The 14,658-nt window shown below is 74.3% G+C and carries 11 protein-coding genes; 4 read left to right on the top strand and 7 right to left on the bottom strand.

The window, feature by feature from the left end; all coding sequences use genetic code 11:
• Position 1: 1 nt before the first annotated feature.
• On the bottom strand, positions 2 to 2,344 hold the full coding sequence (locus tag ACIBJC_RS30715; RefSeq protein ID WP_399298046.1) for a protein kinase: 2,343 nt from the start codon (positions 2,342 to 2,344) through the stop codon (positions 2 to 4).
• Positions 2,341 to 4,812 (bottom strand): PQQ-binding-like beta-propeller repeat protein, encoded by a 2,472-nt coding sequence (locus tag ACIBJC_RS30710; RefSeq protein ID WP_399298044.1) that lies wholly within the window; start codon positions 4,810 to 4,812, stop codon positions 2,341 to 2,343. The genes ACIBJC_RS30715 and ACIBJC_RS30710 overlap by 4 nt, the downstream gene beginning before the upstream one ends.
• Before the next feature lie 279 nt (positions 4,813 to 5,091).
• Here ACIBJC_RS30710 and ACIBJC_RS30705 point away from each other — a divergent pair, with 279 nt between their 5' ends.
• Positions 5,092 to 5,319, top strand: coding sequence for a hypothetical protein (locus ACIBJC_RS30705; protein WP_078490871.1), 228 nt, complete (start codon positions 5,092 to 5,094; stop codon positions 5,317 to 5,319).
• A 78-nt stretch (positions 5,320 to 5,397) separates the two neighbouring features.
• On the opposite strand, the gene ACIBJC_RS30700 is transcribed toward ACIBJC_RS30705, so the two are convergent.
• Positions 5,398 to 6,594: a TerD family protein gene (locus tag ACIBJC_RS30700; protein ID WP_399298230.1), complete on the bottom strand. Its 1,197-nt coding sequence runs from the start codon at positions 6,592 to 6,594 to the stop codon at positions 5,398 to 5,400.
• 122 nt (positions 6,595 to 6,716) lie between these two features.
• A complete protein-coding gene (locus tag ACIBJC_RS30695) occupies positions 6,717 to 7,526 on the bottom strand; it encodes an NAD(P)-dependent oxidoreductase (protein WP_329826193.1) in 810 nt (269 codons plus the stop codon).
• 250 nt (positions 7,527 to 7,776) lie between these two features.
• Between ACIBJC_RS30695 and ACIBJC_RS30690 the strand changes: the two genes are divergently transcribed.
• Together ACIBJC_RS30690 and ACIBJC_RS30685 are read left to right on the top strand one after the other, a co-directional pair.
• Positions 7,777 to 8,805: a 5-dehydro-4-deoxyglucarate dehydratase gene (locus ACIBJC_RS30690; protein ID WP_399298041.1), complete on the top strand. Its 1,029-nt coding sequence runs from the start codon at positions 7,777 to 7,779 to the stop codon at positions 8,803 to 8,805.
• Positions 8,802 to 9,980 (top strand): hypothetical protein, encoded by a 1,179-nt coding sequence (locus tag ACIBJC_RS30685; RefSeq protein ID WP_399298039.1) that lies wholly within the window; start codon positions 8,802 to 8,804, stop codon positions 9,978 to 9,980. Before ACIBJC_RS30690 ends, ACIBJC_RS30685 begins: the two co-directional genes overlap by 4 nt.
• On the opposite strand, the gene ACIBJC_RS30680 is transcribed toward ACIBJC_RS30685, so the two are convergent.
• The 3 genes from ACIBJC_RS30680 to ACIBJC_RS30670 all read right to left on the bottom strand — a co-directional run bounded on the left by ACIBJC_RS30680 (position 9,963) and on the right by ACIBJC_RS30670 (position 12,722).
• The gene (locus ACIBJC_RS30680; RefSeq protein WP_399298037.1) at positions 9,963 to 10,226 is read right to left on the bottom strand and encodes a hypothetical protein; all 264 of its coding nucleotides are present in this window, start codon (positions 10,224 to 10,226) and stop codon (positions 9,963 to 9,965) included. The genes ACIBJC_RS30685 and ACIBJC_RS30680 overlap by 18 nt on opposite strands.
• Before the next feature lie 170 nt (positions 10,227 to 10,396).
• On the bottom strand, positions 10,397 to 11,845 hold the full coding sequence (locus ACIBJC_RS30675; RefSeq protein ID WP_399298035.1) for a peptidoglycan D,D-transpeptidase FtsI family protein: 1,449 nt from the start codon (positions 11,843 to 11,845) through the stop codon (positions 10,397 to 10,399).
• 106 nt (positions 11,846 to 11,951) lie between these two features.
• Entirely contained in the window at positions 11,952 to 12,722 is a 771-nt protein-coding gene (locus ACIBJC_RS30670; protein WP_399298033.1) for an IclR family transcriptional regulator, read from the bottom strand.
• Positions 12,723 to 12,908: 186 nt separating this feature from the next.
• Between ACIBJC_RS30670 and ACIBJC_RS30665 the strand changes: the two genes are divergently transcribed.
• Positions 12,909 to 14,441 carry an aldehyde dehydrogenase (NADP(+)) gene (locus ACIBJC_RS30665; protein WP_399298031.1) on the top strand — a complete coding sequence of 511 codons (1,533 nt, stop codon included), beginning with the start codon at positions 12,909 to 12,911 and terminating at the stop codon, positions 14,439 to 14,441.
• The last annotated feature ends 217 nt before the right edge of the window (positions 14,442 to 14,658 follow it).

Here is a 14,658-nt window from a genome sequence, read left to right as displayed (position 1 = left end):
ATCAGGGGCTGTTGTAGGCCCGTACCGTCGCCTTGCCGGTACGGGCGTACCAGCCGGTGCCGTCCGCCGCCAGCCCGCGGATGTCCCGCACCTCCCAAGTACGCAGCGGCTCGCCCGTGGTGAGCCGCAGCGCCGTGCAGCGCTCGCCGGTCGCCGCGTACACCGTGCCGCCCGCCACGGCGGGCGGCAGCCTGGCCACGCCGCTCACCGCCCGCCGCCAGCGCTCCTCGCCGGTGGCGGGGTCCAGGGCCTGGAGCGTGCCGGGGCCCGCCCAGTGCAGGACGAGCCCGCCCGCCGTCACCGGCGCCCGTACGCCGCCCGCCCCGGCCGGCCAGCCGGCCTCCAGGCCGAGAGAGGCGCGGTCCCACAGGGGTTTTCCGGTCGTGGCGCTGAAGGCGTGCAGCCGGCCCGAGGTGAAGAGCAGACCGGTGGTCCCGGCGTGGCCGAGCGCCGTCGTACCGGGCGTCACGGTGTACGCGCGCGGCCCGAGGGCGGCGCGCTCCCCGGTGCGTACGTCGACGAGGTGCAGTCGGCCCCGGCCCGCGCCGTCGGTGGCGAGCAGGGCGAAGCGGCCGGCCTCGGGCAGCGCGGCGAGCGCCGCCGGATCGTCGTCCCCGAGCCCGGCGTACGTCCAGCGCACCCGGCCCGAGGAGCCCTCCAGGCACCGCGCGGCCGAGCCGAGGGCGGGGGCGAGCAGCAGGGCGTCGCCGAGGACGGCCGGGGGCCGCGGGCTCTCGTCGCGGGACCAGAGCGCAGCGCCGGTGCGCGCGTCGACGGCGCGCAGCGCCTTCTCGCCCGTACGCGGCTCGTAGGCGAGGACCAGCGCCGGCCCCGCCACGGCGAACCAGCGTGCGGACAGGGTGTCGTCCACCGCGCCGTGCGCCGTGCCCGAGAGGAGATCGACGGCGGGCATCCCCACCTCGCCCGCCAGCAGCGTCCGCCCGGTGACGCCCCACAGGGCGGGCGCGGCGCCGCCCGTGTCCCGCTCCCAGCGGGGGCTCGCGTCGGCCGTGGCGCGGGCGTGGACGCTGCCGAACGTGGCGCCGGGCCCGCGCGCCAGATGCAGCACCACCGTGGACCCGGCGACCAGCAGGCCGTCGATGTCCGCCCCGTCGCCCAGCAGCGCGTCGACCGTCAGGGTCCAGCGCGGCCCGCCGGGCGCGCTCGCGGCACCTTTGCTGAGGGTGAGCTGCGCACTCTTGTCCGGTGGGGCCGCCGGGCCGGTGCCAGGGGCCGTGTCGCGCAGGAAGGCGGCGACGCACACGGCCGCGAAGCCGCCGCCCGCCACCAGCAGCACGCTCCGGCGCGCCAGGCGCCCCACGTGCCGCAGGCGCTCGGCGTACGCGTACGCGGGCGGGAGCGGGGTAGGGGGCGAAGGAGTCGGGAGCGTGGGCAGGGGAGTGGTCGCCTTCGCCGTCCCCGGGGGCGTCAGCACCGCCGTACGCGCCCTCGGCGGTGCGGCGGGCTCCGTACCCGCCGTACCCGCCTCGGCGAGCAGGCTCCGTAGCGGCTCCTCGCGCCACCACAGCGGTGCCTCGGGGTCCGCCGTGCGCTCCAGGACCGCAGAGACGGACGGGCGGCGCGCGGGGTCCTTGCGCAGGCACGCGGCGACGAGCCCGCGCAGCGCCTCCGGCACCCGGGTCAGCTCCGGCTCCTCGTGGACCGCGCGGTAGAGCAGGATCGCCGCCGTACCGTCCCCGAACGGCTCCCGGCCCGTGGCCGCGAACGTGAGCACCGCGCCCAGCGCGAAGACGTCCGCCGCCGCGGTGACAGGACCTTCGCCGGTGATCTGCTCCGGGGCGATGAACCCCGGCGTACCGACGACATCGCCCGCCGCCGTCAGCGCGTCGCCGCTGACGGCCCGCGCGATCCCGAAGTCGATGACGCGGGGCCCGTCCGTGGTGACCATGACATTGGACGGTTTGAGGTCACGGTGCACCAGCCCCGCGCCGTGGACGCTCGTCAGCGCCTCGGCGAGCGCCGCGCCCAGGGCCCGTACGACGGGGACGGCGAGCGGCCCGGACGCGGCGACGGCCCGGCGCAGCGTGATCCCCGGCAGATAGGCGGTGGCCAGCCAGGGCACGGCGGACTCGGGGTCGGCGTCCAGCACCGCCGCCGTGTGCGCCCCCGTCACGGCGCGCGCGGCGGCCGTCTCGCGCCGGAACCGCTCCCGGAAGCGCGGGTCCGCCGCGAGATGGGCGTGCACGGTCTTGACGGCGACCAGCCGGCCCCCGTCCGTACGGCCCAGATAGACCCGGCCCATCCCGCCCGCGCCGAGCCGGCCGAGCAGCCGTACGGCGCCGAACCGCTCGGGGTCGTCCGGGAGCAGGGGATCGGTTCTCATGACGCCTCCGTACGCGCGTCGCCGTCAGCGGTCTCAGCCGTCTCAGAGGTCTCACTGGCCTCGGCGGTCTCAGCGGCCTCGGGCAGCGGGAAGGCGGACAGCGTGCCGTTCGCAGCGAGATGGAGCGCACCGGGGCCAGCCGCCGCGCGCACGCCCCGGTCGGCGTCGTCGAGCGGCGCCGCCCAGACCAGGGCGCCGGTGGCCGCGTCGAGACCGTGCACGCCCCAGGCGCCGGGCGCCGTCCCGGACGTACGGGATCCGGGTTCGGGTCCGCGGACGTACACGAGACCACCGGCCACCAGCGGCGGGGCGCCGTCCCCGAGCCCGGTCAGGTCAGGGCGGGACCAGCGGGTGCGGCCCGTCTCCGCGTCCAGCGCGCTGATCCCCGCCTGGTCCGCGAGGTACACGGCGCCCGCGGTCGCGGTGGGGGTGACGGCCGGGGCGTCGCCCAGCTCCGGCTCCCCGTCGGCCGCGCGGTGCCAGTCCGTACGGCGCGGGGCCAGCTCGACGCGGCGCACCTCGCCACCCGAGGCGTAGTAGCGCACACCGGTGGAGCCGGGATGCGCCTCCGGGTGGCGGGAGCCGCCGGGGATCTCCCGTTCGACGGTGCCGTCCCGGGCGCGCAGCACGTACAGCGTCTCCGTCGCGGTGGCCGCCTTCGGATCGTAGGCGCCGGGGGTCCCCGTGGACGCCGCGACGGCGACCCGGCCGCCCGCCTGGTGGACGCCGGCCACCCCGGCCTCCGTGCCCTCGTGGAACCAGAGCGGTGCCCCGTCGCGGGCGTCGTAGCCGTACGCGCGCCAGCGGACGCCCTGGGCGACCCGCCGGGCCCACGCCGTCCCGTGCGGCGCGAAGGTGATCAGGCACAGGACGTCCCCGGAGGCGGCGAGGAGGGACGACGTGCCGTCGGCTCCCGCCCCGTCCGGGGCCAGGGCCGTGGCGCGGCGCCGCCGGGGGTTGGCCGTCAGGAGGCCGGTGTCCCACGCCGCGTGGCCGGTTCGCGGGTCGACGGCCGTGATCCCCGCCGTGAGCAGGCCGCCCGGACGCACCACATGGATCAGGCCGTCGCCCACCACGGCGTCGGTGACGCCGTCCGGTACCGGGCAGGTCCAGCCGGTCGATCCGGTACGGGCGTCCAGTCGCGACAGCGAAGCGGTGGCCACCAGGTAGAGCGCGTCGCCCTGACGCAGCAACCCTGCTCCACCGATGTCCTTGGTCCACAGGGCGGTGCCCCGCTGGTGGGCGGTGGTGGGGGTGACAGGGGCTTTCTTCTTCTCCCGGGCGTTGCGCCGGGCGTTGTCCCGCGCGGCGGCGAGGGCGGCGAGCGTGCCGGCCGTCGAGCCCCCGGCGGCGAGCAGCCCGGAGCCCCAGAGCAGGAGGCGGCGCCGGGAGGGGCGGGCGGACCGGGAGGGCGTGGGGACGGGGGTGGTGGCCGTCGGCGACGGGCCCGGGTCCGTCGCCGACGGCCGCAGCGCCACCGTCGCCGACGCCGTGGTGGACCCGGGTGGCGGTGTACGGGCCGGGGGAGGCACAGGGGCCGGGGGCGGCGCGTCCGCGGCCTGTACACCGGCCGGGGGCGGCGCGCCCGCGGCCGTCACCAGCTCCGCGATCTCGTCCTCGCGGCGCCGGATCAGCCCGGACACCGGCTCCCGCTCCCACCAGGGCTCCGTCCCGCTCCGCGCCCCGCACCAGGCGACGATCGCGGGGAGGTCGGGCCGGTCCCCGGGCGCCTTGCTCAGCACCCGGCCGAGGAAGTCCCGCCACGCGGCGCCGCCGGGCAGCCCGGTGAGATCGGGGGAGTCGTGCAGCGTCCGGTAGAGGATCCGGTGGACGGCGCCGGTGCCGTACGGGGCCCGTCCCGTCCCCGCGTACGCCAGCAGCGCCCCCAGGGCGAACACATCGGCGGGCGGCCCCGGCTCGCCCGCGCCGGCCAGCAGCTCGGGCGCGATGAAGCCGGGCGAGCCGATGATCTCACCGCTGCCGGTCAGGCTCTCCTCACCCGTCCCGGTGGCCGCCTTCGCGATACCGAAGTCGATCAGCATCGGCCCCTCATGGGTGAGGACGACGTTCGACGGCTTGAGATCACGGTGGACGAGGCCCGCGCGGTGGACGGCGGCCAGCGCCTCGGCGAGCGCGGCCCCCAGTCCGCCGAGGCCGTCGGCGTCGAGCGGTCCGAGCGCGGCGAGCGCCGCCGTGAGGGTGGGGCCCGCGCAGAACTCGGTCGCGAGCCAGGGCCGGCGGCCGTCGGGGTCGGCGTCCAGCACCGCCGCGGTGAACGGGCCCGCCACCTTGCGGGCGGCCACCGTCTCGCGCCGGAAGCGTTCGCGGAACTCCGGCTCGGCGGCGAGGTGTTCGTGCACGGTCTTGACTGCGACCAGCCGCCCGGACGCGGACCGGGCGAGATGCACCCGCCCCATCCCGCCCTCCCCGAGCACGGTGACGAGCCGGTACCCCGCGAGCTGCTCCATGCGTCCGCTTCCCCCCCCCCAGACCGCGCGGCGCTCGTGCGCTCCCGGGTCGGTCACTGCGACGCCCTGAGCGGCCCGGGAGGTTCCCTTCGGAGCGCGCCGGTCCAGTGTGCCGGTCGGGTGCGCCCACTCGTCGGTGAAGGCGGGGCGAGGGGGGAGTGCGAAGGGAGTGAAATGGGCGCGAAAAAGGGGCGCGTTTGGTTTCGGGACGGGTGATCCGGCCGCTCGTCCGTGGCCGGGCATGGCGCGGTGGGGCCCCTTGGGCGCATACTCCAAGTAATGACAAAGTCAGCCGGATCCCGGCGCCACCTGCCGTCCAGTCCCTTCAACCGCCAGGCCCCGGCCTCACCCCCGCCCGAGCAGTTCGACGTGGGGGACCGGGTCTCCCACGATCAGTTCGGGTTGGGAAGAGTCATCGGAGTCGAGGGCGAACACGCAGTGCTCATTGATTTCTCGGGTCGACAGGGGCGGATCCTGAGCCCCTTCGCCAAGCTCACCAAGCTCTGAGGCCCGCCCCGGCCCCCGGGCCCGCGGCGGACCTTCAGGACCCGCGGCGGCCCGGGGGCTCCGCTCTGCCCGCGCGCGTCAGAGGATCTTCGCGGCGGGCTTCACCATCCCGCGGACCGTCCGGGACTTCACGAACTCCCCGAGGCCGGTCATCTCCCACTCGCCGGAGAACTGGCGGATCAGCTTCGCCATCATGACGCCCGTCTGCGGCTCGGCGGTGGTCAGGTCGAAGCGCACCAGCTCCTCGCCGCTCGCCGCGTCGATCAGCCGGCAGTACGCCTTGGCGACCTCGGTGAACTTCTGCCCGGAGAACGAGTTGACCGTGAAGACCAGGCCGCTCACCTCGGCGGGGATCGCGCCGAGGTCGACGACGATCACCTCGTCGTCGCCCCCGCCCTCCCCCGTGAGGTTGTCGCCGGAGTGCTTGATCGCCCCGTTCAGGATGGACAGCTTGCCGAAGTAGCAACTGTCCAGATGGTTCCGGTTCGGACCGTAGGCGATCACGGACGCGTCGAGGTCGATGTCCTTGCCCCGGTACGCGGGCTCCCAGCCGAGGCCCATCTTCACCCGGCTGAGCAGCGGGGCGCCGCCCTTGACCAGGGACACCGTCTGGTTCTTCTGGAGGCTGACCCGGCCCTTGTCCAGGTTGATCTTCCCGCTGCCGGGCGCGGGCGCTGCGGGCGCCGGGGGCGGTGTGGCCGGGACCGGGGGAGCGGCGACCCGGGGGTCGGCGATCGCGGGCGCGGGGGCCGGGGTGGGCGCCGGGGCAGCGGCCGGGGCTGGCTCCTCGACGGAGACGCCGAAGTCGGTGGCGATGCCGGCCAGCCCGTTCGCGTACCCCTGGCCGACCGCGCGGGCCTTCCAGGCGCCGTTGCGCAGGTAGACCTCCACGATCACGAGGGCCGTCTCCGCGCCCAGCCGGGGCGGGGTGAACGTGGCCAGCGCGGCGCCGGTGGCGGCGTCGCGGATCGTGGCCGTGGGCTCGATGCCCTGGAAGCTCTGCCCCGCCGCGTCCGGGCTCGCCGTGACGACGATCTTCTCGATGCCGGCGGGCACGGCGGCGGTGTCGACGACGATCGCGTCGGGCGCCGAACCCCCGCCGGAGCGGTAGCTCACACCGGAGCCCGCCGGCTGGTTGTAGAAGATGAAGTCGTCGTCTGAGCGCACCTTGCCGTCGGCGGTGAGCAGCAGGCCCGATACGTCGAGCCGCACGGGAGCGGCGACGTCCACCGCGATGTGAGCGGTGGGGAGAGGGATGTTCGAGCCGGGGGTCATAGCTGTCATGCCAGACGTAACGAACGACCCCGCTTTGCCGTTCCCTTACCTTCGGCCGCCTTCCGGAGCCGTACAGGGAGCCGTACAGGGAGCCGTACAGGGAGCCGTGCGGGGAAGGCCGTTCAGTACGGCCAGCGCGGCGGGTCGGTGGTGAAGGCGCCGCCCAGCCGGGTGTGCGCCGGGTTCGCCGGATCCGCCTCGCCCTGCTCCGCGATCAGCTTCTCGGCGTACTGCTCCGAGTCGTCCTGCGGCTCGTACCCGAGCGCCCGCGCCGTCGTCAGGTCCCACCACAGCCGGGTGTTGGCGGACGAGCCGTAGACGGTGGTGTGGCCGACGTTCTCGGCGGTGAGCGCCGCGTCGAAGAGCCGGGCGCAGTCGCCGGGGCTCAGCCAGATGGAGAGCATCCGTACGGAGGTGGGCTCCAGGAAGCAGGAGCCGATCCGTACGGAGACGGTCTCCTGGCCGTGCTGGTCCCAGTAGAGCTGTGCCAGGTCCTCCCCGAAGCACTTGGAGAGCCCGTAGAAGGTGTCGGGACGGCGCGGGGTGTCGATCGGGATCAGCGGCTCGCCGGACTCGGGGCGCGGGGTGAAGCCGACCGCGTGGTTGCTGGAGGCGAACACCGTGCGCCGTACCCCTGCCGCGCGCGCCGCCTCGTACAGGTTGTACGTCCCCTCGATGTTGGCGCGCAGGATCTTGTCGAAGGAGGCTTCCAGCGAGATGCCCGCGAGGTGGATGATCGCGTCGACACCCGAGACCGCCTCGCGCAGCGCCGCCTTGTCCGCCAGGTCCGCCGTGATGGCGTCCGGCTCGCCCTCGATGGGCGTGGCGTCGAAGAGCCGCAGCTCGTAGCCGTACGCGGGCAGCAGGCCCCGCATCAGGGTGCCGAGGCCGCCGGCGGCGCCGGTGAGCAGGACGGTACGGGGTGCGGGCATGGGCGGAATCTCCTCGACTGTTCGGAGAATACTCAGATTCGTAGACATAATTCACATGCGTGGACAAAATAAGGAGCGTGGCGGGCCATCGTCAAGTGTCGCCCGCGGGGAGCGAATCCGTCCCCGCGTTGCGGCATCCCGTCTTGACCGGCCCTTCCGGCTGGCTTAGCGTGGCGGCGTTCAGAAATATGGACACCAATCAGGATGATGCACGAGCCATCAACGCTCGCCCCACGGCCAGGGAGCGCCCGTGACCTCAGCCCCGCTCGCCGCCCGCCTCACCCGAGTGGCCGGACCGCTGTTCTTCCCCGTCACCGCGTACGGTCCTGACGGCGGCCTCGGCCTCGACGCCTTCCGCGCGCATGTGCGCGGCGGGGTCGACGCGGGCGCCGCCGCGGTCTTCGTGTGCTGCGGCACCGGCGAGTTCCACGCCCTGGACCCGGACGAGTACCGCCGGTGCGTCGCCGCCGCCGTCGAGGAGACGGCCGGCCGCGTCCCCGTCGTGGCGGGCGCCGGCTACGGCACGGCGCTGGCCGTGCGGTACGCGCGGATCGCCGAGGAGGAGGGCGCGGACGGACTGCTCGCCCTGCCGCCCTATCTGGTCGTCGCCGACCAGGAGGGCCTGGTACGCCACTACACGGAGCTGGTCGCCGCCACGTCCCTGGAGACCATCGTCTACCAGCGCGACAACGCCGTCTTCACCCCCGCGACCGTCGTCGCGCTGGCGCGGATCGAGAAGATCATCGGCCTGAAGGACGGCTGCGGCGACCTCGACCTGATGCAGCGCGTCGTCAGCACCGTCCGCCGCGAACTCCCCGGGCGCGAGTTCCTGTACTTCAACGGGCTGCCCACCGCCGAACTCACCGGGCTCGCCTACCGGGGCATCGGCATCACCCTCTACTCCTCCGCCGTCTTCGCCTTCGCCCCCGACATCGCGCTCGCCTTCCACCGGGCGCTGACCACCGGCGACGACACGACGGTCGACCGGCTGCTCGACGGCTTCTTCGTACCGCTGGTCGAACTGCGCAACCTGGGCCGTGGCTACGCCGTGTCGCTCGTCAAGGCCGGGGTACGGCTCGGCGGCCTGGACGTCGGAGAGGTACGGCCGCCGCTGCGCGAGCCCCGGGCCGACCACCTCAAGACCTTCGCGGAACTCGTCGAGCACGGCCGTACGCTGCTCCCGGACACCACGGACACCACGGACACCACGGACACCACGGACGCCACGGACGCCACGGAGGCCGACCAGGCTGTCGAGTCCACCAAGGAGGACGCGTGAGGACTTCCACCTTCGTCTATCCCTGGGACGTGGTGGGCGACCCCGACGCCCCCGCCAGGATCGCCGGCCTCGGCGTCCAGCAGGTCACCCTCGCCGCCGCCTACCACTCCACGCGCGCCCTCACCCCGCGCCATCCGCGCCACCGCGTCGTCACCGCCGAGCACGCCGCCGTCCTCTACCCGCCGGACGCCGCCCGCTGGGCGGGCCGCGAGCCGCGCCCGTACCCCGCGGGCGCCTGGGCCCCCGGCGACGCCTACGGCGAGGCCGCCGAGGCGCTGGCGGGCGCGGGGCTCGACGTGCACAGCTGGGTCGTCCTCGCGCACAACTCCCGCCTCGGCGCCGAGCGTCCCGACACCTCCGTGGTGAACGCCTACGGCGACCGCTACCCCTGGGCGCCCTGCATCGCACGCCCCGCCGTCGCCGCGTACCTGACGGAGCTGGCCGCCGAGGCTGCCGTACGCCCCGGCACCGGCGGCACCGAGCTGGAGTCCTGCGGCTGGTACGGACTGGGCCATCTGCACGCCCACGACAAGACCGGCGGCGTCGCCCTCGGGGACGCCGCGCAGTATCTGATGTCGCTCTGCTTCTGCGAGGTCTGCCAGGAGGGGTACGCGGGCCTCGGCGCCGCCCCGGACGAACTGGCCGCCGCCGTACGGCGCGCGCTGGACCCCGTGTGGGCCACGGGGTCCCAGGAGAGCGGCTGGACCGCCGTCGAGAAGCTGCTCGGCGCGGATCTCGCGGCCCTCACCGCCGTATGGCGCGGCGGCGTCGCCCGGGGGCTCCAGGAGGCGGCCGTCGCCGCCGTACGGGCGGAGGCCGCCCCCGGCTTCCAGGTGCTGCTGCACGCCGACCCCACCCCGTACCGCGTCGGCGCCAACCCGGGCGTGGACCCGGCGCACATCCTGGGCGTCGCGGACGGTGTCGTGCTGCCCTGCTCCGGCGGCGCGGCGGCGGCGATGCTCGGCCCGTTCACGGACCACCACACCGGAACCTCCGTGCTGGCGGCCAACTTCGGCGTCGTCAGCGGCATGGGCGGCAGCCCGGCCACCCTCGCCGAGGACGCCGCGCACGCCGCGGAGCTGGGCGCGACCGAACTGCGGCTCTACCACGCGGGCCTCGCCTCGGACGCGGACCTGAAGGCGGTCACGGAGGCGCTGTCAGACCTGCGCGGCTGAGTCCGCAGCGGCTCCCGCCGGCGCCGCCCGCAGGAGCCACCCGGCCGTCAGCAGCCCGGCCGCCCCGGCCACCGGCAGCAGGACGGTGTGGCTCACGACGGCGACCAGCCCCGCGCCCACTGCCGGCGCCAGCGTGTTCGGTAGGTAGATCAGGGTGTTGGCGCTCGCCACCGTCCGGCCGAGCACCGCGTCCGGAGTCTCCCGCTGGACGGCCGTCAGCGCGGCGATCAGCACGCACGCCGCCACGCGTCGCCCCCATGGTCTCCCCCACTCCTGCCGCCGAACCGCACGGGGCGTCACTGTGGCCGCTGAGGGGAGGGCCGGCGCATGGGGAGAACGACCTGCTTCCCGCCCCGGAACGGGGCCCGCGAACTCTGAGGACCCTTAGGCGCTCGGAGCGGGCGGGCCGTACCGGGTCACTTCAGCGCCGCCCGCATCATCTTCTGCGCGATCGGCGCGGCCAGCCCGTTTCCGCTGACCTCCGAGCGGGCCGCGCCCGAGTCCTCCACGATCACCGCGACCGCCACCTCCTTGCCGCCGGACGAGTCCTTCGCGTACGACGTGAACCAGGCGTACGGCGTGCGGCTGTTGTCCACGCCGTGCTGCGCGGTGCCCGTCTTGCCGCCCACCTCGGCGCCGTCGATCTTCGCGTTCGTCCCGGTGCCGTCCTCGACGACCGTCACCATCGCGCTGCGCAACTGCTCCGCCGTCGTGGACGAGACGATCCGGGTCGTGTCCCCGTCCGGGTACGACTGGAGGGTGTCGCCGCTCGCGTCCACGACCTTGGACACCATGTGGGGCGAGGCCATCAGCCCGTCGTTCGCCAGCGCCGCCGACACCATCGCCATCTGGAGCGGCGTCGCCGTCACATCGAACTGGCCGATGCCCGTCAGCGCCGTCTGCGCCTTGTCCATGCCGGACGGGTAGACGCTCGCCGAGGCGCGGACCGGCATGTCCTGCGAGGAGTCGTTGAACCCGAACTTCTCCGCCGTCGCGCGCACCTTGTCCTGGCCGAGATCGTCGGCCATCTTCGCGAAGACGGTGTTGCAGGAGTACCGCAGGGCCGTACGGATGGTGGCGTTCTCGCACGGCGCGGAGGTGTTCTCGTTGCGCAGGACCCTGGACGTCGTCGGCAGCGTGTACGGGTCGGGGCTGTCCGTCGCCTCGTCCACCGAGCGGTAGAGACCGTCCTCCAGCGCCGCCGCGGCGACCACCAGCTTGAACGTCGATCCCGGCGGCAGCGGCTGCCGCAGGGCGCGGTTGACCATGGGCTTGTCCGTGTCCCCGGTGAGCTTCCGCCACGCCGCGCCGTCCGTCGTCCCGCTGATCTCCGAGGGGTCGTACGAGGGCGTGCTGACCACGGCGAGGACGCGGCCGGTCTTCGGGTCGATCGCGACGGCGGCGCCCTTGGTGGAGCCGAGCGCGTCGTATCCGGCGCGCTGCACGGCGGGGTCGATCGTCGTCAGCACGTCGCCCGGCCGGGTCTGCTTGCCGATGAGCGCGTCGAGCGGGTTCTTCAGCCGGCTGTCCGTCCCGTCGAGGACGTCCGCGTAGATGCCCTCCAACTGGGTGGAGCCGTACGCCTGCGAGCTGTAGCCGGTGACGGGCGCGTAGAGCGCGCCGTCCTTGTACGTCCGCTCGTACTCCAGATCGCTCCCGCTCGTTCTCGCGGAACCGGTGACCGGCGAACCGGCCACGATGATGTCGCCCAGTGGCCGCGCGTACTGGGCGATGGCGGTACGACGGTTGTGCTTGTCGTCCGCGAGCGCCTTGGCCTCGTACGCCTGGACCCAGGTCGCCCGCACGAGGAGGGCGAGCACCAGGGACAGGCAGATGACCGCTGTGTGTCTGATCGTCTTGTTCATCCCGTACGAGGGACGAGCGGGGGAGGGGGCCGCGTTCCCCCTGAGGGCTCTTCTCAGGAACTCTTCATACGGGGTCGGGGCGCCGCGGGGTCCGGCGCCCCAGGGCTCAGAGCCGCCGCGTGGCGAGGGTGAGCCGGTCGCGCGCGTCGAAGAGCGTGTCCTTGATCATCTGCTCGTGCGCGGGCGTGAGCCGGGCCACCGGCACCGAGCAACTGATCGCGTCCCGCGCCGGTGTTCGGTACGGGATCGCGATCCCGAAGCAGCGCAGCCCGAGGGTGTTCTCCTCGCGGTCCACGGCGTACCCCTGCTCGCGCACGGCGTGCAGCTCCTCGATCAGCCGCTCACGGTCCGTGATGGTGTGCTCGGTCAGCGCGGGCAGCGTCTCCGGCAGCAGCTTGCGCACCTGCTCGTCACTGTGCGTCGCGAGCAGCGCCTTGCCCAGCGAGGTCGAGTGCGCGGGCAGCCGGCGGCCGACGCGGGTGAAGGGCCGCAGATAGTGCTGGGACTGGCGGGTGGCGAGATAGACCACATTGGTGCCGTCGAGCCGCGCGAGGTGGATGGTCTCGCTGGTGTCGTCCGAGAGCCGGTCCAGGGTCGGCCGCGCGGCGGCCACGACCTCGTCCCCGTCGATGTACGACGTGCCGACCAGCAGCGCCCGTACGCCGATGCCGTACCGCGTCCCCGTCGCGTCCGTCTCGACCCAGCCCAGCTCGACCAGCGTGCGCAGCAGCATGTAGAGGCTCGACTTGGGGTAGCCGACCGCCTCCTGGACGGCGGCCAGGGAGTGCATGCCGGGGCGCCCGGCGAAGTATTCGAGCAACTCGACCGTCCGTACCGCGGACTTGACTTGCGCTCCACCGGTTTCCGCAGTCGACATCGTCCCTCGCCTCTTCTGTCCCGCTCGCCTTGCCCGCTTGACCGCTCTTGACCACATAGAACGTGCGGAAATAGAGTCCTTGCATATTCACTATCAGGAACCCTGTTCAGAATACCGAACGTTTCCGGGTCGGGAGCCGATGACGGTGAATGGTCCGTACGTTCGTGAGTAGGGAAGGAAGCCGCGGTGGCAGCAGCACCAGTCTGGAGTGTCGACCCCCGAACGGGGAAGCCGCGTGAGCAGGTCGCGCACGAGGCCACGGCCGAGGAAGTGGACAGCGCGGTACGGGGCGCGCACGCAGTCAGGGGAGCGCTCGCGGACCGTACGGTGCGCGCCGCCCTGCTCCGTACGGCGGCCGACCTGCTCGACGCCGCGGGCGAGCACGTCATCGAGGCGGCGGACGCCGAGACCGCCCTCGGGCCTGTCCGCCTCACCGGCGAACTCGCCCGCACCACGGCCCAGTTGCGGGCCTTCGCCGAGGTCGTCGACGAGGGCGCGTTCCTCGACGTACGCATCGACCACGCCGACGGCGACCGCACCCCGCCCTGGCCCGATCTGCGCCGCTACAAGGTGCCGCTCGGCGTCGTCGCCGTCTACTCCGCGAGCAACTTCCCGTTCGCCTTCTCCGTCCCCGGCGGCGACACCGCGAGCGCCCTCGCGGCCGGCTGCCCGGTCGTCGTCAAGGCGCACCCCGACCACCCCGCCACCTCCGAGCTGTGCGTCTCCGTGCTGCGCAGGGCCGCCGCCGAGGTGGGGCTGCCCGAGGACGTGGTGAACCTCGTCCACGGCTTCGAGGCCGGGGTCGAGCTGGTCAGGCACCCGCTGGTGTCGGCGGCGGGCTTCACCGGCTCCGTACGCGGCGGGCGCGCCCTCTTCGACGCGGCCTCCGCCCGGCCCACCCCCATCCCCTTCCACGGCGAACTGGGCTCCCTCAACCCCGTCGTGATCACGGAGGCCGCCGCCGCCGGGCGCGCCGAGGAGATCGGCGCCGGACTGGCCGGTTCGATGACACTGGGCGTCGGCCAGTTCTGCGTCAAGCCCGGCTTCGTCCTGGCCCCCGCCGGTGAGCCCGGCGACCGGCTCCTCAAGTCCCTGACCACCGCGGTCAGCGAGACCGAGCCCGGCGTGATGCTCGACCACCGGATGCGCGACGCCTTCGTCGCGGGCGTGGCCGAACGGGCCGCGCTCCCCGGCGTGGACGCCCCCATCACCCCCGGCGCGGGCGGCGAGCACACCGTCAGCGCGGGCTTCCTGACCCTGCCCGCCGAGCTGCTCACCGCGGAGGGACCGCACGACCTGCTGCTGGAGGAGTGCTTCGGCCCGGTCACGGTCGTCGCCCGCTACACCTCCACGGACGAGGTCACCTCGGTCCTCTCCCGCCTCCCGGGCAACCTCACCGCCACCCTCCAGCTCGCCGACGAGGAGGCCGACGGCACCGAGCCCGGTGCCACCGAACTCCTCGCCGAGCTGACCCCGCTGGCCGGCCGCGTCCTGGTCAACGGCTGGCCCACCGGCGTCGCGGTCGCCCCCGCGCAGCACCACGGCGGCCCGTACCCGGCGACCACCTCCACCTCCACCTCGGTCGGCGCCACGGCGATCGAGCGCTGGCTGCGCCCGGTCTCGTACCAGTCGACGCCGGCCGCGCTGCTCCCGCCGGAGCTGCGCGACGAGAACCCGCTGGACCTGCCGCGCCGCGTCGACGGCCGCCCGGAGAGCTGAGCCCGCCCAGCCTCCCGCTCCGCTGCCCCACCGCGCGTCCGTGCGGTGGGGCAGCCGCGTTCCGGGCGCCGGCGCGGCACGTTCCGGCGCCCACGCGCCACCGGGGGAACGCCGCTCCGGACGGGCGCTGCTCCGTACGAGCGCTGCGCCGTACGGGTGAGGACGGAACGTTTCCGCGAGCGCTTTCGGGTGACTCCGTGCCTGGAGGCCCGTCCTC

Origin of the sequence: Streptomyces sp. NPDC050509 (assembly GCF_044457965.1) — a bacterium.
Taxonomy (GTDB): Bacteria; Actinomycetota; Actinomycetes; order Streptomycetales; family Streptomycetaceae; genus Streptomyces.
The sequence above is the reverse complement of the archived record's forward strand: the minus strand, read 5'-3'. Positions and strand labels throughout refer to the sequence as shown.

Excerpts from the sequence above, each read along its gene's own strand:
- ACIBJC_RS30715 (WP_399298046.1), bottom strand. The coding sequence starts at position 2,344 with ATGAGAACCGATCCCCTGCTCCCGGACGACCCCGAGCGGTTCGGCGCC.
- ACIBJC_RS30710 (WP_399298044.1), bottom strand. The coding sequence starts at position 4,812 with ATGGAGCAGCTCGCGGGGTACCGGCTCGTCACCGTGCTCGGGGAGGGC.
- ACIBJC_RS30705 (WP_078490871.1), top strand. The coding sequence starts at position 5,092 with ATGACAAAGTCAGCCGGATCCCGGCGCCACCTGCCGTCCAGTCCCTTC.
- ACIBJC_RS30700 (WP_399298230.1), bottom strand. The coding sequence starts at position 6,594 with ATGACCCCCGGCTCGAACATCCCTCTCCCCACCGCTCACATCGCGGTG.
- ACIBJC_RS30695 (WP_329826193.1), bottom strand. The coding sequence starts at position 7,526 with ATGCCCGCACCCCGTACCGTCCTGCTCACCGGCGCCGCCGGCGGCCTC.
- ACIBJC_RS30675 (WP_399298035.1), bottom strand. The coding sequence starts at position 11,845 with ATGAACAAGACGATCAGACACACAGCGGTCATCTGCCTGTCCCTGGTG.
- ACIBJC_RS30670 (WP_399298033.1), bottom strand. The coding sequence starts at position 12,722 with ATGTCGACTGCGGAAACCGGTGGAGCGCAAGTCAAGTCCGCGGTACGG.